The organism is Burkholderia sp. MR1-5-21, from assembly GCF_053427715.1.
In genome coordinates this window covers 254,423-273,591 of sequence record NZ_JBSAXD010000004.1, presented here as the reverse complement: position 1 = coordinate 273,591, position 19,169 = coordinate 254,423, and the positions used below count along the sequence as shown (strand labels likewise).

Below are 19,169 nucleotides of genomic sequence, written 5' to 3'. Positions count from 1 at the left end.
GCATGCACACGCAACGGCTGCACCGACACGCGGCATTCATCGTTTTTTTTCAGCTTGGCGCTTGACTATTGGCGTGTGATAAAGGGTTTTCCCTGACCCGGAGCACGAGAATGTCGACCCTGGAAGCCTTCCGGTTCGTGCTGGACGACGCACGCACGCCTGAAATCATTCGCCATCACGTCGTCGACGCGTTGCAGTACGCGCTGCGCAACTACGGCCAGGTCTTCACGGCCAAGGAAGTGGAATGGCTGACGCAGTGGGACGATCCGCGCCTGCCGCTCGCGGCGAGGAAGGAACTGGAGAAGCGCGAGCCCGTGCCCGCGCGCTGAACGTTCCGCTGCCGCGCCCGAACGGACGCGGCAGCGGAAGTGGAGGTGGAAGTGGAAGGGCTACGCGGGATTACTTCAGGCCGAAGTCGACGCGCGTCGTCGCGCCCTTGTCCTCGATGCCCTTCGCGTCGAGCTTCGGCGCGACGATGAACATCCGGCTCGAATCGATCTTCCCGTCGAGGTACTCACGCACCGACTGCGCACGGTCCTGCGCGAGCGCGCGCAGGCTGCCTTCGTCGACCGGCGCGTGCTCGGCCAGCGCCTTCTTCATGTCGTCGTCCGGCAGCGTCTTCTGCAGGCCGACCAGGTTGCGCGGCTTCTTGAAGTCGGCAGCCTTGTACGCGCGCGTGAGGTACGTGTGGTATTCGGCCGGCTCGACCTTCACCGAGCGCGGATCGACGCTCTCGCCCTGCCCGACGACGTCCTTCAGCTTCTGCTGCCGGACGAGCCGGTCGACATATTCGTCGCGCAGCCCCGGCGTGTCCTTGTCCGGATCGACGCGGCCGATCAGGTCGAGGCGGATCGACGACTTCTCGGTCAGCATCTTCACGACGGTATCGAGCTTCTTCTGCTGCGCGTCGCTCAGGTCGGACGAGCCCGGCGCGAACTCGACGTAGCCGAGCTCCTCGCCGCCGCTGCCGAACGCGTGCGCGAGCAGCGTGAACGGCGACGTGACCGCCTTCGCGACCAGGTTCAGCACCGCGCGCCAGATCAGCCCGCCGACGCTGAACTCCGGATTCGACAGCGAACCGGACACCGGCAGGTTCACGTCGATCTCGCCGCGCGAGTTCTTCAGCAGCGAGATCGCGAGCTTCACCGGCAGCTTCGTCGCGGTGTCGTTGTCGACGTGGTCGCCGAAGGTCAGCTGGTCGATGAAGATGTGGTTGTTCGCCGACAGCTGGTCGTTCGCGAGCTGGTAGTGCAGGTCGACGTTGAGCTTGCCCTTCGTGATCGGATAGCCCGCGTACTTCGCCGAATACGGCGTCAGGTTCGTCAGCTCGATGTCGTGCGCAGCCGCGGTCAGGTCGAGCGCCGGCTTCTCGATCAGCGGATTGACCGTGCCCTTGATCGAGATCGGACCGTTGGCCGCGAGGTTCGCGGTCACGTCGACCGGCGCGGACGTGGTCGAGTCCGTGCCGAACGCGCCGACCGTGCCCTTGATCGCGACGAGGTTCGCCGTGTAGTTCGGCTTGATGAAGTTGTCCGTGTAGTTCACGCGGCCGTTCTGCAGCACGAGCTCGCCGAAATGCAGCCGCACCGGGTTCTGCGGCGGCTGCGCGGCCTTGACGATCGCCGGCGCCGATGCGGGCGCCGGCGCGGACGCCTGCTGCACGACAGCGGCCGACGCGGCCTGGGGAGCTTGGGCAGCGGCCGGCGCCGACGCACCCTGCGGCGACAGCGGCACCGGCTCGCCCTTGCTCGTATCGCGCGTCAGCGACTGCGCGGGGCCGGTTTCCTTCGCGACGATGTCCTTCAGGTTCAGCCGCCCTTGCGAGTCGAGCAGCACGCGGCCGTAGAAGTTCGAGAACGTCACGCGCGCGGCGTCGACGTCGGTGCCCTTCTCGTCGTAGGTCGCCTTCAGGTTCGACAGCGCGAGCGAGCTCCATCCCGCGAACGGGCCGGACGTCACCTTGTCGAGCATCCGCACGTCGACGAGCGCCGCGTCGCCGCGATACGACGCGCGCATTGCGTCCTTCACCTGCGCGAACATCAGGTTGCCGTTCGCGTTGAGCAGCGCGCTCGCGATCGTCGCGTTCAGCGCACTGCCGAAATACGGCTCGAACGCGGCCGCGTCGAGGCGATTGCCGTTGATCTTCAGGCCGAGCTTCAGCGGCTGCGCGGTGACGTCGCCGGACACGTTCAGCGACCCCTTGCGGTTCAACGTCGCCTGCAGCTTCACCGGAAGCGGCTTCGTCAGGTCGTCGCTGAGTTTCTCCACCGACAGCTGCAGCGGCTTGATCGCGAGCTTCACCGGGCGCGGCGTCGACAGATCCGTGTAGTTCGCCGTCGCGTCCTTCACGTTCAGCGCGTCGATCTGGTAGTGCCACGACGGTGCGGCGGCCGCGGCCTTGCGCGCGACCGTGCGCGCGGGCAGCGCCTTCTGCGCGGGGCCCGCGAGCGCCGCGAGATCGATCTGGCCATCTTTCAGGCGCGTCACGTCGACCGCGAGTCCGCTCACGTCGACGCTCGCGATCTGCGCGGTGCGCGCGGCGACATCGACCTTCGCGATCTTCGCCTGCGCGTCGGGCAGCACGATCGCCGGCGCCTTCGCGTCCGGCGTCGCGATCTTCAGCGACTTCAGGCTGACCTCGCTGTCCGCGACCTGCGCGTCGAGCGGCGTCTTGCCCCAGTCGGCCTTCGCGTTGACCGTCGCGCCGAGCGTGCCGTCGAGCACGCGCGCGCGCGTCGCTTCGCCGAGGTACGGCTGCAGCGCGGGCAGCGCGAGCGCATCGACCGTCAGCTTCGCGTCGGCCTGCTTATCCGCCAGGCTGAACGCGCCTTCGGCCTTCACGTCGCCGCCGCGCGACAGCGTCGTCGACAGCGTGTACCTGGCCGGCGTCTTGCCCTGCACCGTCAAGCCGTCGAGCGTGGCCGCCAGTTGCGTGAGCGACATCGTGGTCGGCGTCGCGGGCACGCGGTCGTCGACGTTGATCGTGCCGCCGTCGATCGCGAAGTGGCGGATCGTCAGGTCGAGCGGCTGCGCTTTCGCTTCGGCCGCCGCATTGGCCTTCACTTCGGCCTTCGCTTCGCTCGCCGCTGCCGGCACGGCCACGCCGGATGCCGCGGGCGCACCCGATGCGGCCTTCGGCTCCGCCGCCGTCTTCGGCTCCGCCGGCTGCGCGGCGAGCTTCTCGACGTTCAGCACGCCCTGCCGGTCGCGCGCGAGATCGACGACCGGCTGGTCGAGGCGGATCTCGTCGAAATGCATCACATTGCGCAGCGGCTCGAGGCTGGCCGCCGCGACGTGCACGCCGCGCGCGGCGAACAGCGGCTCGGACGCCGCGCTCGTCACCTTCGCGTCGTTCAGGTCGACGGTGCCGGACACGCGCAGCGCCGGTTCCGCGCCGCTCATCACGAAGTTGACTGTCAGGTTGCTGCTGAGCAGGCCGCTCTGCACCGCGACTGGCAGCTTCGCCGGCACGTACGACATCAGCTTCGGCACATCGAGCCGGTCGAACTTCAGTTCGATGTCCGATTCGCGCGACTGCGCGAACGGCTTGGTCTTGCCGTCGAGCGCGATCGGGCTGCCGTCGAAGCGCGCGCGCAGCTTCGGCTCGACGAAGATGTCCGTCTTCGACGGCAGCGTCGCGATGTACGGGATGCCGAGCGTCCAGTTGTCGACGACGTGCTTCTCGTTCAGCAGGCGATCGTCGAAGTCGATCCGGCCGTCGTTGATCTGGATGTTCGACACCGAGAAATAGGTCGGCTTGCTTTCCGGCTTCGACGGCTTCGAGAACTTCTCGATCAGGTCGGTGAAGTTGAAGCGCTGCGCGTCGTAGCGGACGATCCGGAAGCGCGGCGAGTCGAGGCGGACCTCGTTGATGATCGGTGCGCCGCGAAACAGCGACGTCCACGACGGCCGCACGATGAGCTTGCCGATGTCGATGAAGTCGCCCTGCCCGCCGTGCTCGCCGAGATGGATGCCGTCGGCCTCGAGGTTCAGCGTGTAAGGATTCAGCGCGATGCGCTGGATCGTCGCGGGGCGGTCGAGCTGCTGGCTCAGCTGCTGCTCCGCAATGTGGCGGATCAGCGGCGGCGCGGCGAAGAACCCGAGCAGTCCGAATAAAACGAGGAAGGTCAGCACGCCGAGGCCGATGCGCCGGGTCCGGCGCGCGCGCACGACGCCGCCGAGGGCGTGAAGAGTCGAGTTTACGGTTTCTTTGTCTTGGCTTGCCATGCTCGATAGCCTGGGAACGACGGCCGTGCGATCCGGAACTCCGGTTCGCACGGTCCGACTATCTCGAAAGTATAGGCTGAGGGAATGACGGAACGCTGATTGGGCGCCGCCGCGTTCGCCCTTCGGACAGCCGCGGCGGCGGCGCGTTCACTTGCGCACGACGACGGGCGGCATCCACGAGCCGTCGCTCGCCTGCGGCTTCGGCGCGTACAGCCGCAACGCGAGCGCGAAATCCGCGCGCGGCGCCGGCAGCCAGTTCGCCGCATGCGCGCCGCCCGGCGACGCGGCCGACACGACGACGTCGATCGAGCCGTCGCGGTTGCGCCGCAGCCGGTCGCGGTCGCCGAGCGAACGGCGCGCGGCGCCGACGTCCGGCAGCGCGCCGTCCGTCGTGTACGGCGTGAGCGTCCAGAATGCGCGCACCGGCGGCAGCGCGCCCGGCGCGAAATGCAGCGTGTAGCGGTTCGCGCCGTTCAGCGGATGGCCGTCGCTGTCGACGCGCACGACCGCGAGCGTCTCGTCGTCGCGCGTCGCGGTGCCGAACTGGGTGTAGGCCGCATACGCGCGCAGCGCGTAATCCTGGCCGTACTTGCCGGCCGTATCGCCGATCCAGCTCCAGCCGTTCGCGTTCAGCAGGTTCGGCGGCGGCGCCGCGAGGCGCGCCCGCGCTTCGGCGACGCCGGCCGTCGCGGCCATGAGGCGGTCGCCCGTCCACAGCACGGGGTAGCCGGCCGACACGCCGATGTCGTCGAGCAGTTGTTGCGCGTGCGCGTCGTCGGCGGGCGCCGGGTTGTCCTGCAGCGCCTGCGCGAAGCGCGTGAAATACGCCTTCGGGGCGAGCGCGGCGACCTGCTCGGCCGGCGTGCCGCCGCTCGCCGCCTCGGCGGGCGCACTGCCGGCATGAACCGCGACGGACGCGCCGCGCGCGGCGCCCGTATACACCGACAGCGGCACCACGCGGATCCCGCGCTGCAGTTTCTTGACGACGGTGAGATCGCGGCCGCCGCTCGTCTGCAGGCGCACCTCGAGCCACGCGTTGCGCGACGGCACGTCGACGCGCGTCACGCCCTTCGGCAGCGTGCCCTGCCAGTCCTTCGCGGCGAAGGCAATCGTTTGCGACCGCGCGCCGCCGCGCGGGCCTTGCGCGACCGCGCCTGACGACCACAGCACGTTGGTCCACATGTCGAGCGCGCGGGCGTCCCAGTAGCGGCCGCGGGTATCCGGCAGCGTCACGAGCACCGGCTCGGCGCCGACGTCGAGCCAGCCGGTCGAGTCGAGCGTATCGACGCCCGGCAGCGGCGGATTGACCGCGCCGACGGGCGGCAGGGCCTGCGCGTGGCGCAGCGTGTTGAGCGGTGCCTGACCCGGTTGCGCACCGTCGCCGCCCGTGGCGGCTTCCTTCGCGACGTCCATCAGCACGAGCGGATACGCATAGATATAGGAGTCGGCCACTTCGGCGCGCATCCAGCCGGTCTTGCGCTGGATCGCGTCCGGTTGAGACGCGCATCCGGCCAGGAGCGCCGCAATGGCGAGCGACGCGCACACGCGCCGCAGGGAAACAGTTCCTCGTGGATTTCTTGTCATTGATAGCTGGCCGTTTGTCATTCTTTAAAAATCAATGCGTTGCGCAACTCGCAAGCGGCAAGGCCGTGGCCAGGCACGATCGATCCCCACTGCCTGGACCTCGCCAGGCTGCCGGGTCGCGGCAGCGGGCATTGATGTCCGGCCGCTATCATAGCGCCTCAGGGGAACCCCCAATATGCCGAATAAAGGTCATCGCAGCGGTCGGGAAGATGAAAGGTTCGGCGCGATCGGGATGCGCGCGGATCGGCCGCGAACATCGCGCCGGCACCGCCGACGTGAAAACGCCCGGCTTCCTGACGGGGCCGGGCGTTCGCTTGTTCCAGATTCAGGCCCGCCGCGCGCGGGCCAAGCTTCGGTCACACACCTTCGACCAGCACCGCGCGATAGCGCGCACCCTTGAAGCGATGCTGGACGACGGTCTGGTATTCAGCGCCGTGATACCACGCGTGCGCCGCCTCCTTCGACGGAAACTCGACGATCACGACACCCTCCGGGCCTTCGCCCTCGAGCGTCTCCTGCGGGCCGTACGCGGCGAGCACCTTCACCGGATGGCCGGCAAGCGTCGGGCCGACATCTCTGAAGTAGGTGTCGAGTTCCTGCTGATCCTGCGTGCTTTCACGGGTGAAGACGATGTACGTCGCCATGCTTGCGCTCCTGATGCGGTTCGAGGGTAGCCCGGCCTGTCGCGTGACCGCCGGGCCGCGTAGGGTTGCCCCGGAAGCTTACAGGTGTTCGCTGAAAAGCGTTGCCACCCAGGCCAGCGCTACTCCGACCGGCTCCGACTTGCCGTACAGGTCGTCGTGCGGCCAGCCCTCGGCCACCGGCAGTTCCTGCTTCCTCGACGCGACACGGCCATGGATTTCCGGGCCATCCTGTGTATACAGCGTCACATCGTCGCGGCCGCTTGACCTTACCATTATGGGAATGTTGAAACTGGCGATGTATGCGGCTCGGGCCGCGCTTTTGGGGAACCCGACATGACAGAACCGCTCGCCTCGGTAACGGCCACGCTCGAACTCGACATCGACGGAATGACTTGCGCGTCGTGCGTCGCGCGGGTCGAGAAGGCGCTCGCCAAGGTGCCCGGCGTGACGCGCGCGTCCGTCAATCTGGCAACCGAACGGGCGACGGTCGATGCCGACGCCGATGTCACGGCTGCCCGGCTCGTCGAGGCGGTAATGCAAGCCGGTTACAGTGCAACGCCGGTTATCGATCCGGATCCGGCCGCCGGGGCCGCAGCCACCGCAGCCACCGCAGCCACCGCAGCCACCGCAGCCACCGCAGCCACCGCAGCCACCGCAGCCACCAATATTGAACTCGACATCGGCGGCATGACCTGCGCATCCTGCGCCGGCCGCGTCGAAAAGGCGCTCGCCGCCGTTCCCGGCGTCACCCACGCGTCGGTCAATCTCGCGACCGAACGCGCGTCGGTGCAGGGCGCCTCCGCGATCGATCCGGCCACGCTGGTCGCCGCCGTCACGACCGCCGGCTATCAAGCGTCGCTTGCCGCCGCCCCGCAAACGGGCGCCGCTGCCGCTGCAACCGGCGCGGCCGCCGGCGCCGCCGTACCGTCGCCCGACGACCGCAAGCGCCGCGAAGCGATCCGCGAACGCAACCTGGTCATCGCCGCCGCGCTGCTGAGCGCGCCGCTCGTCGCGCCGATGTTCGTCGCGCCGTTCGGCGTCGAGGCGATGCTGAACGGCTGGCTCCAGCTCGTGCTCGCGTCGATCGTCCAGTTCGGCTTCGGCGCCCGCTTCTATCGCGCGGCGTGGCACGCGGTCAAGGCGCGCGCCGGCAACATGGACCTCCTCGTCGCGCTCGGCACGTCCGCCGCGTACGGCCTGAGCCTGTGGATGCTGCTGCGCGACCCCGCGCATCCGGGCCACCTGTATTTCGAGGCGTCGGCCGTCATCGTCACGCTGGTGCGCTTCGGCAAGTGGCTCGAGGCGCGCGCGAAGCGCCAGACCACCGAAGCGATCCGCGCGCTGAACGCGTTGCGGCCCGACCGTGCGCGGATCGTCGAGCATGGCGTCGAGCGCGATGTGCCGCTCGCGCAGGTGCGCGTCGGCACGACCGTCAGCATCCGGCCCGGCGAACGCGTGCCGGTGGACGGCCGGATCGTCGCGGGCCGTTCGCACATCGACGAATCGCTGATCACCGGCGAAAGCCTGCCCGTCGCGAAGGACGGCGGCGATCCGGTGACGGCCGGGTCGATCAACGGCGAAGGCGCGCTCGTCGTCGAGACCACTGCGATCGGCGCGGAGACGACGCTCGCGCGGATCATCCGCCTCGTCGAATCCGCGCAGGCGGAGAAAGCGCCGATCCAGCGGCTCGTCGATCGCGTCAGCGCGGTGTTCGTGCCGGCGATCCTCGGCATCGCGGCGCTGACGCTGATCGGCTGGCTGATCGCCGGCGCGGGCGCGGAAACCGCGATCCTCAACGCGGTCGCGGTGCTCGTGATCGCGTGCCCGTGCGCGCTCGGCCTCGCGACGCCGGCCGCGATCATGGCCGGCACCGGCGTCGCGGCGCGCCACGGCGTGCTGATCAAGGACGCGCAGGCGCTGGAACTCGCGCAGCGCGCGACCGTGATCGCATTCGACAAGACCGGCACGCTGACGGAAGGCAAGCCGTCCGTGACCGCGTTCGACGCGATCGGCGTGCCGCGCGACGAAGCGCTCGCGCTCGCCGCGGCGGTGCAGCGTCACAGCGACCACCCGCTCGCGCGCGCCGTCGTCGCCGCGCATCACGCGGACGTCGCTGCGCACGGCGGCGCGACGGCGGCGCCCGTCGCGACCGACGCGCGCGCGGTCGCCGGACGCGGCGTCGAGGCACGTGTCGACGGCCGGCTGCTGGCGCTCGGCAGCACGCGCTGGCGCGACGAACTGGGCATCGCGGTGCCGCCCGCAATCGACGCGCGCGCGGCCGAGCTCGAGCGCGCGGGCAACACGATCTCGTGGCTGATGCGCGCCGACGCGCAGCACACGCCGATTGCGCTGATCGCGTTCGGCGACACCGTGAAGCCGGGCGCCCGCGACGCGATCGCGGCGCTCGCCGCGCGCGGCGTCGCGAGCGCGCTGGTGACCGGCGACAACCGCGGCAGCGCGGCGGCGGTCGCGGCGTCGCTCGGCATCGACGAGGTCCACGCACAGGTGCTGCCGGACGACAAGGCGCGCGTCGTCGCGGAACTGAAGCGTACGCACGGCGGCATCGTCGCGATGGTCGGCGACGGGATCAACGACGCGCCCGCGCTTGCCGCAGCCGACGTCGGCATCGCGATGGCGACCGGCACCGACGTCGCGATGCACACCGCCGGCATCACGCTGATGCGCGGCGATCCGGCGCTCGTCGCCGACGCGATCGACATCTCGAAGCGCACGTACCGCAAGATCCAGCAGAACCTGTTCTGGGCGTTCGTCTACAACCTGATCGGCGTGCCGCTCGCGGCACTCGGCTGGCTGGACCCGGTGATCGCAGGCGCGGCGATGGCGTTCTCCAGCGTGAGCGTCGTCACGAACGCGCTGCTGCTGCGGCGCTGGAAAGGACACGCACGGTGAGCGGCAGGCCGGATGCCGGCGCGCGCCGACGCTAGCGGCAAGCCGCGCGCAGTCTCGCGCTCGACGATGCGCGTGCGGCAGCGGCGCGACCGCTCAAGCGCGCGGATCGCGGGATCACGGCCGGATGGAGGGAATAAAGGAAAGAAAGGCCGGGCGCGGTGGCGACTGCCTGTTGCACGCCAACGCAGGACTTGCGCTGTGCTCGGGCCTGACTGCATGCGCTCGCCGGTTCGTTTCGCGCAGGCGGACGGATTCCGGCAGCGGGTGCTAATCGAGGACGACGGGCTTGATCAGCGTCGTCGTGATCGGCACGAAGCCGGACGCGCGATAGAGCGCCCGCGCGGCCGCATTGTGGTTGAACACCGACAGCCCGATCTCGGCGACGCCGTGCCGGCGCGCGTCGGCCTCGAGCGCATCGAGCACACGCGTCGCCCAGCCCTGGCGGCGCCGGGCCGGCACGATTTCGAGGTCGTAGATGAACAGCGTGCGATTCGGGCCTTCGGTCACGATCGCGTACCAGAGATCGCCGATCGGATCGCCGCTGGCGTCATCGACGAGTGACACGAGTGTCTGGCCGGCGGTCAGCAGGCCGTCCGGCAGCAGCGTGTCGAAGCAGGCCCGGGCGCGCGCGGCGGCTTCGTCGGAAGCGTTCTGCCCGGATGACACGAGGTCGCGCGCGTAGCCGTCGATGGCCCGCGTGCGGTACGCGCGAAATTCGCCGGCCGTCATCGGCCGCATCTGCAACATGACCCGGTCGCCGTGTGAGGGAACGGATTTCCAGTGTAGCGGGACGGCCGCGCGTGCGCGCAGCGAGGCGGCGGAAATGCGGATGCACGGCATGCGCCGCGCGGGCGGATCAACGGATCAACGGATCAACGGATCAACGGATCAACGACGGTACAGGCAAATCGGCACGAGGTGCGACCGGCGCACGCGCTCGGCTTCGGCACGGCGTGCGGCGTACGAGTATTCCGCATCGAGCGGCATGTGCGGCGAAACGAACAGGTCGTCGATCTTTTGCAGCAGGGCGAGGATGAAGCTCATCTGAGACTCCTGACAGAGTGGACTAGGGTTTTCCCGTAGATGAATGCCATTCTAAGGGTTTTCCCTAGATTCTGCCAGTGCGCCGCAGCAATTTGCCGCAACCGATGCGCCAGCCACTGCGTAGCAGATGCTCGGATTGCCGCTACGACGCGGCTTTTCAGGTGGGGTCGGAACGCCTAGCGGCCGCGTCGAACGTGCTTCACGCTCGGTGTCTGGCGGTTCATGCTGCGCGCGAGACGGTCGACCTGCGCAAGCAGCGCCTCGTTGTGCTGTTCGAGCGTCATCAGCGTTGCCTGCTGGTTCGAGAGATCGGCGACCAGACGGTCGTTCCGCTGCTGCTGCGCGATGGCGTCCCGTTTCAGTCCGGCAATCTGGATCGTCTGCAGCACCAGCGCGACCAGCCCCGCCAGCACGACGACAGCCAGCGCGAGCAACAGGCGGTTCACGCGGCGCATTTCGCGATCGGCCGCGCGTGTCAGCGCGGCCGTTTCCGTCTGCAATGCGGCGATGCGGTCCGACAGCGGGCGCACAAGCGCGTCGGCGTCGAGCGATGGGGAAACGCCGGGCGGTTCGGTACGGTCCGATGACGGTTTCGTAACGAACGCGGCCGCCGATGCGACCGGTTGCGGTGCCGGCGACGCAGCGGGCGTGGCCGGCTGCGCGGAATCGCCAGCGCTCGCGACGTCCTGCTCGGCGGACTTCGACGCCGCGTGCGAGCCGGTCGGCACGACAGGCGCGGCCGGATCGATCGATTGCGATGCCGCGTTGGCAGCGCGCGGCTTGTCGTTGTCCCGCGCGGCTTCGGTCGATGCTGCGCCGACGGCTGCGACATCGGTCGCCGTGGACACGACCGGTGCGGTTTCGCTCCGCGCAGTTTCAGCCTGTGCGGCCTCGTTCTGCCCGGCCTCGGTCTTCGCGGCTTTGGTCTGTGCGGCTTTGGTTCCTGCGCCTTCGGGCTTCACGCCTTCCGGCTTCACTCGTTCTGTCTGGGTGACTTCGGATTGCGCGCCTTCGATCTGTGCGTGGCCGGTCTGCTGCGCGCCTCCGATCGGTGCGCCTTCGATCTGCTCGGTTTCGATCTGCTCGGTTTCGGTCTGCTCGGCTTCGGTCCGCGCGGCCTTGATCGGTGCAGCGTCGATCGGCGCCTGCCCGGCCGGCGTAATCCCTGCCGCCAATTCGACCGCCCGGCCATCGGCCTCGGACCCGCCCCCCGCTTTCTCCATCACAAGATCAACGGCAACCACGCCTTCCCTGTCCGCCCCCGCCAGCGCCGCAGACGTGCCCGCTTCGACCGCGATGCCTGTCGCACCAGCCTCCGCCGCCGGCACATCAAAGCCGTCAAGCGTCGTCTGCCCGTCGCCGTGCGCGTCGGCGACCGTCACGGCTTCGGCCGCCGGCACCTCCCGCGCCGTGCCCGGCACACGTTCGCGGACCTCGATCACCGGATCGCCGAACAGGTCGAGCGTGCGCTCGTCGCGCTGCGCGTCGGCCGCCTGCGCGTCGTCACCCGGCTGCGCCACCGCGTGCGCGGGCGCACGATCGGCCGCTGCGGCGGTGCGTCGACGGGATTTGGAGGGGGAACGGCTGGAACGGGAGCGAGGCGTAGCGACAGATTCGGTCATGGAGATCGGGATGCGGCAGGCCCCGCAACCGCGGGACCAGAACGTCGAACGGAATCAGTGACCGCGCATTGTCGCATGACCGGTCGCCTATTCAACGCCTGGCTGGCCATTCCCGTCGTCGAAGCGCGTAATGACGAACTGCGAGCGAACTGCGGGCAAACTACGGCCGAACAGCGGCCGAGCCGCGGCCCGGCAACGCACGCGGCTTGTTGCGGATCGCCCGATATTCGCAGCCGGGTTGAGCCGCATCAAGCGCGCCACGTTGCCGGGCATCGGAATTCTTTCCTTTATGTTGTGCCGGCTCGGAATGTTTTATCCTTGGCCCCGGCCGCGCGCATCCGACGCGCGCCGACACGAATCGATTCACGCGCCCAACCCCGACATGTCCGTCTCCGACTCCGCTTCCGCCCAGGCCGCCCAATTGCGCCACCATTTCGCGCACGTCGTCTTGCCGATCTGGCGGGGTTCCGGGTTCGACCGCGCAACGCAACTGCCGTTCGAAGCCGTCGATCAGGCAACCCACGCGCCGCTGCCGGTCGCGCGCTATCGCGCGATGGCGTGCGCGCGCCAGCTGTTCGTGTTTGCGCAAGCGGGCGACGCCGACCATGCGGCGACGCTGTTCGACGCACTGTGTCGGCGCTTTCGCGATGCGCGCCACGGCGGCTGGCACTACAGCATCGACGCCGCCGGCGCGCCGCTCGACACGACGAAGGACCTGTACACGCATGCGTTCATCGTGTTCGCCTGCGCCGCCCATTACGCGGCATCGGGCGAGCGCGCCGCGCGCACGGTCGCCGAAGAGACCGCCGCGCTGATCCAGGACCGCTTCGCGCCGCGGCGCGGTGAAGCGCTGCTCGATGCCGCGCGCCACGCCGACTTCTCGTCATCGGGAAGCGGCCCGCTGCAGAATCCGCTGATGCACCTGACCGAAGCGTGGCTCGCCGCGGCCGACGCGTTCGGCGACACCGCGTTCGACGATGCGCTCGCGCGCACCGCGCTGGCGGTCGAGCGCACGTTCGTCGACACGGCGACCGGCTGCATCGCCGAATTGCCGCTCGGCGCAGCCGACAACCGCTTCGAGCCGGGGCACCAGTTCGAATGGTTCTATCTGGTCGATGCGGCCGGCGCGCGCGTCGCGCAAACGGGATTGCGCGACGCGCTCGCGCGGGCATTCGAGTTCGCCGAACGGCACGGCGTCGATGCGCAGACGGGCGCCGTCAGCGCCGCGCTCGACGCGCAGGGCGCGTGCCTCGACGGCACGCAGCGGATCTGGGCGCAGACCGAGTATCTGCGCGCGCTCGCGACGCACGGCGGCACGCCGGCGTCCGCGCCGCTCGCGGCGCAGATCGCGCGCTTCGCCGCGCGCTTCCTGCATCCGCGCGGCTGGTTCGAGTGCAAGACGGCCGATGGGCAGGTGTCGCGCGCCGACATGCCGTCGACGACACCCTACCACCTCGCGACCGCTTACGCGGCGCTGCCCGCCGACGCGTAATCGTCGGCGGCGAACGACGGCGCCGCGCGTTCGCCATGCTCGCCGCGCACGGCGCGCGCGTTGCCGAGCTCGAACACCGACACCGCCTGCATCAGGTGCGCGGTCTGGTCGTTCAGCGACGCGGCCGCCGCCGCGACTTCCTCCACAAGCGCCGCATTCTGCTGGGTCAGCTGGTCCATCTGCGTGACGGCCTGATTGACCTGCTCGATCCCGACGCTCTGCTCGACCGATGCGGCCGTGATCTCGGCCATCGTCTGCACGACGCGCGAGATCGACGTCGACACCGTCCGCATCGCGTCGCCCGCACGCTCGACGAGCGCCGCGCCGCCGTTGATCTGTGCGACCGAATCCTCGATCAGCGTCTTGATCTCCTTCGCCGACTGCGCGCTGCGCTGCGCGAGCGAACGCACCTCGCCCGCGACGACCGCGAAGCCGCGGCCCTGTTCGCCCGCGCGCGCCGCCTCGACCGCTGCGTTCAGCGCGAGGATGTTGGTCTGGAATGCGATCCCGTCGATCACCGAGATGATTTCCGCGATGCGGCCGGAGCTCTGCGCGATCCCGCGCATTTTCTCGATCACGCTGTCGACGACTCCGCCGCCGTGGCTCGTCGCCTGCAGCGCCTCGTCGGCCAGCACGCTCGCCGCGCGGGCGCTGTCGGTGTTCTGGCGCACGGTTGCAGTCAGTTCCTCCATGCTCGCGGCGGTTTCCTCGAGCGACGCGGCCTGCGTGCCGGTGCGCTCGGACAGGTCGGCGTTGCCGCTCGCGATCTCGCCGGCGCCGAGGTGGATCGCGTCGGACGCGTGGCGCACGGTGCGCACGGTCTCCACGAGGCTCGCCTGCATCGTCGCGAGCCCGCGCAGCATCCGGTCGATCTCGAACACGCCGCCCGCGCGCACCGCTTCGTCGAGCCGGCCCTGCGCGATCCGCTCGAAGTGACGGCCAGCCTCGTCGAGCGGCGCGACGACCGCGCGCCGCGCGGCCGCGTAGATCGCCGCGCTGCTCGCGAGCATCGCGGCCAGCAGCACGATGCCGACCCACTTGAACCAGCTCATGCCCGCGTCGATCGTGCCGAGCGCGGCGCGGCTCGACGCGCTGCCGTAGTCGACGAAGCGATGCAGTTCGGCGAGGTACGCGTCCTGGATGCCTTGTGTCGGCTGGTCGAGAAATGCCTGGATGTTGTCGGCGTCGAGGAACTGCACGAGTTCCGCGAGCGCCGCATGGATCGCCTTGTAGCGTTCGGCGAGCGCCGCGATGCGCGCGCGGTTCGCATCGTCGACCGGCTGCGCGGCGGTCAGCGCGGTGAACGCCTTGTCCGCTTCGGCGAGCGAGTCGCTCGCATGGCGGATGATGTCTTCCGGCTTCGGGCCGCCGCGCACCATCCGCGTGCCGGCGCGCGACAGGTTGATGCGCGCGTCGAGCAGGCGCTCGGTCGCCTGGTTCGCGGCGCCGACCTGCGCGATCGCGACGCTCGACAGGTCGTCGACGCCGCTGCGCGTCGTCGTGAACGACCAGAAGCCGAGCGCTTCGACGGCGAGCAGGAAGAGGCAGAACACGGTCAACACGCCGAGCAGACCCGACGCGAGCTTGATTTTGCTGAACATGGAAATTCCTGGAGAGCGACGATGAGGCAATGCCTCGTCGTTAGCGGCATTTCTCGGGAAGACTTTAGGGACGCCCGGTCAGGGACGCCCGGTTAGGGACGCCCGGTTAGGGACGCCCGGTTAGGGACGCCCGGTCAGGGACGCCCGGTCAGGACAGCCTGTCAGTACGGCCGGCCAGGAAGCCCGGTCAGGGACGGCGGTCAGGGACGCACGATCAGGCCCGTCAGGCAGACCGGTCAGGCGCCGCTGAATCGCCTGCAAATGAGCATGAATGCACGCGGTCGACGCAATAATCGCGTCGCCGGATACCGCCGATCGCAAGAAACGCGGACGAATTTCCTTGCTTATCCGCGCCCCCCTTCCTAGAGTTCAGCGCAAGCGGCACTCATTGTGGGGAAGTCGATGACGGACATCGTGGATCACGCCCGCGGCGCATTGCGGGCGCAACCGTTCAGCATGCTGCTCGGCACGGAGCTGATGCATATCGGCGAGCACGAGGTGTCGCTGTGCCTGCCCGTGCGCGACGAATTGCGGCAGCAGCACGGCTACGTACACGGGGGCGTCATCAGCTACCTCGCCGACAACGCGCTGACGTTCGCGGGCGCGCTCGCGCTCGGGCCGCGCGTGATCACGGCCGAATACAAGATCAACTATCTGCGGCCGGCGGTGAACGGCACGCTCGTCGCGCGCGCGAAGCTCGTCTACGCGGGGCGGCAGCAGGCGACCTGCCAGTGTCACGTGTTCGTCATCGACGGCGATCACGAGCGGCTCGTCGCGATCGCGCAAGGGACGATCAACCGCGTCGGCGACGGCAAGGTTCCCGGCGCGCCGGAGGAAGCGGCGTAGGGCCTGTTCACGCGCAAGCGGACTTGCGCCGGCCCCCAGAAGGACGCTGCGCAATGAGCGCCGCGGACCTGCGCTAGCACCCGTCCGGACTTTCGCCGGCCAGCGGCGCAAAGCGCGGCGCGACGCCCGCGCGCACTGTGCCGTCCGCCTCGGTGCGATAGATCCCGCGAGCGACGTTATGCGGATGCTTGGCCGCATCGGCCACGCTCAGCACCGGCGCGAAGCATGCGTCGGTGCCTTCCAGCAGCGCGCGCCAGTGCGCGGACGGCTGTTGCGCGAACACGTCCGCGAAACGCGCCTTCAGCGCCGGCCAGCGCGCGCGGTCGTACTGGGACGCCGGATCGACGTCGGTGAGGCCGAGGCGTTCGACCAGCAGCGCATAGAACGGCGGTTCGAGCGCGCCGATCGTCACGCATGCGCCGTCCGCGCAGCGGTAGACGTCGTAGAACGGCGCGTCGTGAAAGAGGCTCGGCTGCGCGCCATCGAGCTGGCCGTTCGCGCGCGCCCACAACGCGAGCATGCCGAGCATCGCGACGATGTCGACGATCGCGCCGTCGACCACCCGCCCCGGCCCGCCCGCGCGCACGTCGAACAGCGCGCAGGCGATCCCGAACGCGAGCCCGAGCGCGCCGCCCGCATCGCCGACGACGGTCGGCGGCAGGCCGGGCTTGTCGCCGTCCGTGCCGCGCGGCGCGGACAGCGACAGCAGCCCCGTCAGCGCGACGTAGTTCAGGTCGTGCCCGGCGGCGGCCGCGAGCGGGCCTGTCTGGCCCCAGCCGGTCATCCGGCCGTACACGAGCCGCGGGTTATGCGGTGCGCAGTCCGCCGGCCCAAGCCCGAGGCGCTCCATCACGCCGGGCCGCAGCCCTTCGATCAGCGCGTCGGCGCGTGCGATCAGCGCGAGCGCGTCGTCGCGCCCGGCCGGCGATTTCAGGTCGAGCGGCACGACCGTCTTGCCCTCGCGCAGCAGGTCGCCGTCGCGGCTTTGCAGCGCGTCTGGCGCGCTCGTGCGGCCGGCCGGACGCGCGATCAGCGTGACCCGCGCGCCCATCCCGGCGAGGATCCAGCCCGCGAGCGGGCCGGGGCCGAGACCTTCGAATTCGACGACGTGGACGCCGGCGAGCGGCGCATTGAGTGACATATCGACCTCGCTGGAACGTAATCAGGATGGGCAATCGGACATGCCGGACGCCGCGGAAAACGACAGCCGCGCCGCACGGGCGAAAGAGCGAAAGGGCCGGCGTGATTCCGCCGGCCCTTTCGTTCAGGGTATCACCCACGACTGGTCGCGATACAGCTGGTTCGCAGTAGAAACATCGGAAAGGTCGATCTCGACGACCGGCTTGTCACCCTTCCGTACCCCGACGCGTTACGGCGTTCTCCATTGCCCTCCTTCGTAAACACGTGCCGTCGAGTTGGTGGTCGTGAGGTCGACTTCGATGCTGCGCGACCGCGCCTTCGAGAAAATGGTCGACGTCTCGATGTTCTGCTCGAACCAGACGAGCACCCTCTCGATCGGGGTGAACGACGCCTCGCCCGACACCAGGACTTCAGGCGCCGCGTAGATCGGCGTGCTGATGGTTTCGCCGCCGACACCGGTGCTCAGCTGGCAGATGCCGGGATGGATTTCGCCGTAGTCGTTCAACATGTTGATCGCAGTCACCTCGCCGCCCGTCGAAGGGGGGCCGAACTGGCCGAGCTTGTCGAGCGTGATGATCTCCCCGATGCCGATCGCGACCTTCTTGGTCGACGCCTTCACCGTGACGCCGTCCTGATACCGGTTGGCCCCGAAGATCTGGTAGATCGGCGTCCAGGAAAACTCGTTGTCTTCCAGGTACTCGAAGGACGCGCGCCAGACGACGTTGTACGCAGCATCTCCCACCTTCTTCGCAAAACACAGGTTGTAGCCGCCTTGCTTCAGCGTCTTGTAGTCCTTCGGTCCGATCCCGATGTCGACGGTCTTCGTGGCAGCCGCCATGGTGACCTGGAACGACTGGACGAGTGCGTCGAATTCCGCGGCGGCGAACGTCACCTCCTGCACCACGAATTTCGCCGACTTCCCGCCGGGATCGATGTGCGTGCACACGACCTTCTGGCCTTGGGCGTCATGCGAGCCCTGATAGACGTAGTACGTGTGTGACGACGTGAGCCCCTCGGTGGTAGTCATTTTCGAGATCGCAATCGTCTCCCCGACCTTTTTCTTGAATTCCCCCTCGCCCTGCGCAAAGGATTCCCAGGGTCCTTTCCCCTTCGGCCAACGGCAAACTTTCAGAATGCTCATTTTCAGGCTCCTCTAGGTGCTCGCCGAAAAGGAGACGACTTACGCCGGGCGAGCTTCGCGCGTAAAACGAATCTTTTGAATTCATTCGTGAATTTCGCGATTGCGAACATGTAAAAAGCATGGAATCAGACTAGGTTTCTTCCGACGAATTGGCCATGCCACATTTCGCGTATTGAGCGGCAAGCCATGCAGTCAGCTGGCGCGTCGATTGGAGTTCGAATTTGCGCAGCAAATGCTCGCGGTGCTTGTCGACGGTGCGGGGACTGATTTGAAGTTCGCGCGCGATTCGTTTGCTGCTGTATCCCTGACACAGCAACCACAGTACGCGGATTTCGGCTTTGCCCAACCGGCTGCCGACCACGTCGAGCCGATCCAGCCAGTCGGGCTCATCGGGAAGATCGAGGCACGGCAATGCGGTGACGGAAGGAATGCGGGTTTTCTGCTTGACGCGGCTCGCGTGACGACGAGCGGTATCCAGTCCGATCCCGAGACGCGCGGCAATTGCCTTGTTGCTGAGCCCGAGGCGCAGCAGATCCATGACTTCCTTTTCTCGCGGCGTGAGCGCGGGATCCGAATCCATCGGTCCGGTCGTATGCGATTTGCGGCGGGAGAGAAGCGGTCAGGGAGATGCGATACAGTTGGCGATGCTTTTGCGTGACTGGAACGACGAATAACGATGTCACCAGTCACGCAGGAAGATACATTGATTTTCAGAGTACGACGAGACAGGTCAAATTGACGTGACGAGCAGAAGGACCGATATCGGGCAAGATGGTTAGATTGCGCATGGAAACGTTTTTTTGCGTAATTGTAATTTCCATTAATTGCCGGATTTCCGGCACTTGCTCAGGCTCCGTGCCTTTCGGTCGGATGGCGTTCGCGACGCCCCCCTCCAAACGAAAAATCCCTGCTCGGCGG

General features: G+C 68.4%; 15 protein-coding genes. 4 read left to right on the top strand and 11 right to left on the bottom strand.

Annotated elements, in window-relative coordinates:
• Positions 1-110 precede the first annotated feature (110 nt).
• Positions 111-329, top strand: coding sequence for a hypothetical protein (locus ACV229_RS07830; RefSeq protein ID WP_448079237.1), 219 nt, complete (start codon positions 111-113; stop codon positions 327-329).
• A gap of 70 nt (positions 330-399) precedes the next feature.
• Here ACV229_RS07830 and ACV229_RS07825 read toward each other — a convergent pair whose 3' ends face one another.
• From ACV229_RS07825 to ACV229_RS07810, 4 genes are all read right to left on the bottom strand, one after another.
• Positions 400-4,227, bottom strand: a complete 3,828-nt coding sequence (locus tag ACV229_RS07825; RefSeq protein ID WP_448082543.1) for a DUF748 domain-containing protein — start codon at positions 4,225-4,227, stop codon at positions 400-402.
• Between the two features lie 147 nt (positions 4,228-4,374).
• Positions 4,375-5,811 (bottom strand): DUF1254 domain-containing protein, encoded by a 1,437-nt coding sequence (locus tag ACV229_RS07820; protein WP_448082542.1) that lies wholly within the window; start codon positions 5,809-5,811, stop codon positions 4,375-4,377.
• Between the two features lie 356 nt (positions 5,812-6,167).
• Positions 6,168-6,455 carry a DUF1330 domain-containing protein gene (locus ACV229_RS07815; protein WP_448082541.1) on the bottom strand — a complete coding sequence of 96 codons (288 nt, stop codon included), beginning with the start codon at positions 6,453-6,455 and terminating at the stop codon, positions 6,168-6,170.
• 78 nt (positions 6,456-6,533) lie between these two features.
• A complete protein-coding gene (locus ACV229_RS07810) occupies positions 6,534-6,728 on the bottom strand; it encodes a hypothetical protein (protein ID WP_448082540.1) in 195 nt (64 codons plus the stop codon).
• Between the two features lie 60 nt (positions 6,729-6,788).
• On the opposite strand from ACV229_RS07810, the gene ACV229_RS07805 reads away from it, so the two are divergent.
• The gene (locus ACV229_RS07805) at positions 6,789-9,365 is read left to right on the top strand and encodes a heavy metal translocating P-type ATPase (RefSeq protein ID WP_448082539.1); all 2,577 of its coding nucleotides are present in this window, start codon (positions 6,789-6,791) and stop codon (positions 9,363-9,365) included.
• A 267-nt stretch (positions 9,366-9,632) separates the two neighbouring features.
• Here ACV229_RS07805 and ACV229_RS07800 read toward each other — a convergent pair whose 3' ends face one another.
• The 3 genes from ACV229_RS07800 to ACV229_RS07790 all read right to left on the bottom strand — a co-directional run bounded on the left by ACV229_RS07800 (position 9,633) and on the right by ACV229_RS07790 (position 11,929).
• Positions 9,633-10,112 (bottom strand): GNAT family N-acetyltransferase, encoded by a 480-nt coding sequence (locus tag ACV229_RS07800; protein ID WP_448082538.1) that lies wholly within the window; start codon positions 10,110-10,112, stop codon positions 9,633-9,635.
• Between the two features lie 141 nt (positions 10,113-10,253).
• Positions 10,254-10,409 (bottom strand): hypothetical protein, encoded by a 156-nt coding sequence (locus ACV229_RS07795; protein WP_448082537.1) that lies wholly within the window; start codon positions 10,407-10,409, stop codon positions 10,254-10,256.
• A gap of 176 nt (positions 10,410-10,585) precedes the next feature.
• The gene (locus ACV229_RS07790) at positions 10,586-11,929 is read right to left on the bottom strand and encodes a flagellar hook-length control protein FliK (protein WP_448082536.1); all 1,344 of its coding nucleotides are present in this window, start codon (positions 11,927-11,929) and stop codon (positions 10,586-10,588) included.
• A 484-nt stretch (positions 11,930-12,413) separates the two neighbouring features.
• Here ACV229_RS07790 and ACV229_RS07785 point away from each other — a divergent pair, with 484 nt between their 5' ends.
• Positions 12,414-13,523, top strand: a complete 1,110-nt coding sequence (locus ACV229_RS07785) for an AGE family epimerase/isomerase (RefSeq protein ID WP_448082535.1) — start codon at positions 12,414-12,416, stop codon at positions 13,521-13,523.
• On the opposite strand, the gene ACV229_RS07780 is transcribed toward ACV229_RS07785, so the two are convergent.
• A complete protein-coding gene (locus ACV229_RS07780; RefSeq protein WP_448082534.1) occupies positions 13,496-15,124 on the bottom strand; it encodes a methyl-accepting chemotaxis protein in 1,629 nt (542 codons plus the stop codon). The genes ACV229_RS07785 and ACV229_RS07780 overlap by 28 nt on opposite strands.
• A gap of 402 nt (positions 15,125-15,526) precedes the next feature.
• Between ACV229_RS07780 and ACV229_RS07775 the strand changes: the two genes are divergently transcribed.
• Positions 15,527-15,970: a PaaI family thioesterase gene (locus tag ACV229_RS07775; protein WP_010090127.1), complete on the top strand. Its 444-nt coding sequence runs from the start codon at positions 15,527-15,529 to the stop codon at positions 15,968-15,970.
• A gap of 73 nt (positions 15,971-16,043) precedes the next feature.
• Here ACV229_RS07775 and ACV229_RS07770 read toward each other — a convergent pair whose 3' ends face one another.
• The 3 genes from ACV229_RS07770 to ACV229_RS07760 all read right to left on the bottom strand — a co-directional run bounded on the left by ACV229_RS07770 (position 16,044) and on the right by ACV229_RS07760 (position 18,831).
• Positions 16,044-17,111 carry a CaiB/BaiF CoA transferase family protein gene (locus tag ACV229_RS07770; RefSeq protein WP_448082533.1) on the bottom strand — a complete coding sequence of 356 codons (1,068 nt, stop codon included), beginning with the start codon at positions 17,109-17,111 and terminating at the stop codon, positions 16,044-16,046.
• A gap of 228 nt (positions 17,112-17,339) precedes the next feature.
• Positions 17,340-18,137: a hypothetical protein gene (locus ACV229_RS07765; RefSeq protein ID WP_448082532.1), complete on the bottom strand. Its 798-nt coding sequence runs from the start codon at positions 18,135-18,137 to the stop codon at positions 17,340-17,342.
• 244 nt (positions 18,138-18,381) lie between these two features.
• The gene (locus ACV229_RS07760) at positions 18,382-18,831 is read right to left on the bottom strand and encodes a response regulator transcription factor (RefSeq protein WP_448082531.1); all 450 of its coding nucleotides are present in this window, start codon (positions 18,829-18,831) and stop codon (positions 18,382-18,384) included.
• Between the last annotated feature and the right edge of the window lie 338 nt (positions 18,832-19,169).

What these genes read in the sequence shown, in the direction of transcription:
- ACV229_RS07830 (WP_448079237.1), top strand. Translation starts at nt 111, where the DNA reads ATGTCGACCCTGGAAGCCTTCCGGTTCGTGCTGGACGACGCACGCACG.
- ACV229_RS07825 (WP_448082543.1), bottom strand. Translation starts at nt 4,227, where the DNA reads ATGGCAAGCCAAGACAAAGAAACCGTAAACTCGACTCTTCACGCCCTC.
- ACV229_RS07820 (WP_448082542.1), bottom strand. Translation starts at nt 5,811, where the DNA reads ATGACAAGAAATCCACGAGGAACTGTTTCCCTGCGGCGCGTGTGCGCG.
- ACV229_RS07815 (WP_448082541.1), bottom strand. Translation starts at nt 6,455, where the DNA reads ATGGCGACGTACATCGTCTTCACCCGTGAAAGCACGCAGGATCAGCAG.
- ACV229_RS07810 (WP_448082540.1), bottom strand. Translation starts at nt 6,728, where the DNA reads ATGGTAAGGTCAAGCGGCCGCGACGATGTGACGCTGTATACACAGGAT.
- ACV229_RS07805 (WP_448082539.1), top strand. Translation starts at nt 6,789, where the DNA reads ATGACAGAACCGCTCGCCTCGGTAACGGCCACGCTCGAACTCGACATC.
- ACV229_RS07800 (WP_448082538.1), bottom strand. Translation starts at nt 10,112, where the DNA reads ATGTTGCAGATGCGGCCGATGACGGCCGGCGAATTTCGCGCGTACCGC.
- ACV229_RS07795 (WP_448082537.1), bottom strand. Translation starts at nt 10,409, where the DNA reads ATGAGCTTCATCCTCGCCCTGCTGCAAAAGATCGACGACCTGTTCGTT.
- ACV229_RS07785 (WP_448082535.1), top strand. Translation starts at nt 12,414, where the DNA reads ATGTCCGTCTCCGACTCCGCTTCCGCCCAGGCCGCCCAATTGCGCCAC.
- ACV229_RS07780 (WP_448082534.1), bottom strand. Translation starts at nt 15,124, where the DNA reads ATGTTCAGCAAAATCAAGCTCGCGTCGGGTCTGCTCGGCGTGTTGACC.
- ACV229_RS07775 (WP_010090127.1), top strand. Translation starts at nt 15,527, where the DNA reads ATGACGGACATCGTGGATCACGCCCGCGGCGCATTGCGGGCGCAACCG.
- ACV229_RS07770 (WP_448082533.1), bottom strand. Translation starts at nt 17,111, where the DNA reads ATGTCACTCAATGCGCCGCTCGCCGGCGTCCACGTCGTCGAATTCGAA.
- ACV229_RS07765 (WP_448082532.1), bottom strand. Translation starts at nt 18,137, where the DNA reads ATGACTACCACCGAGGGGCTCACGTCGTCACACACGTACTACGTCTAT.
- ACV229_RS07760 (WP_448082531.1), bottom strand. Translation starts at nt 18,831, where the DNA reads ATGGATTCGGATCCCGCGCTCACGCCGCGAGAAAAGGAAGTCATGGAT.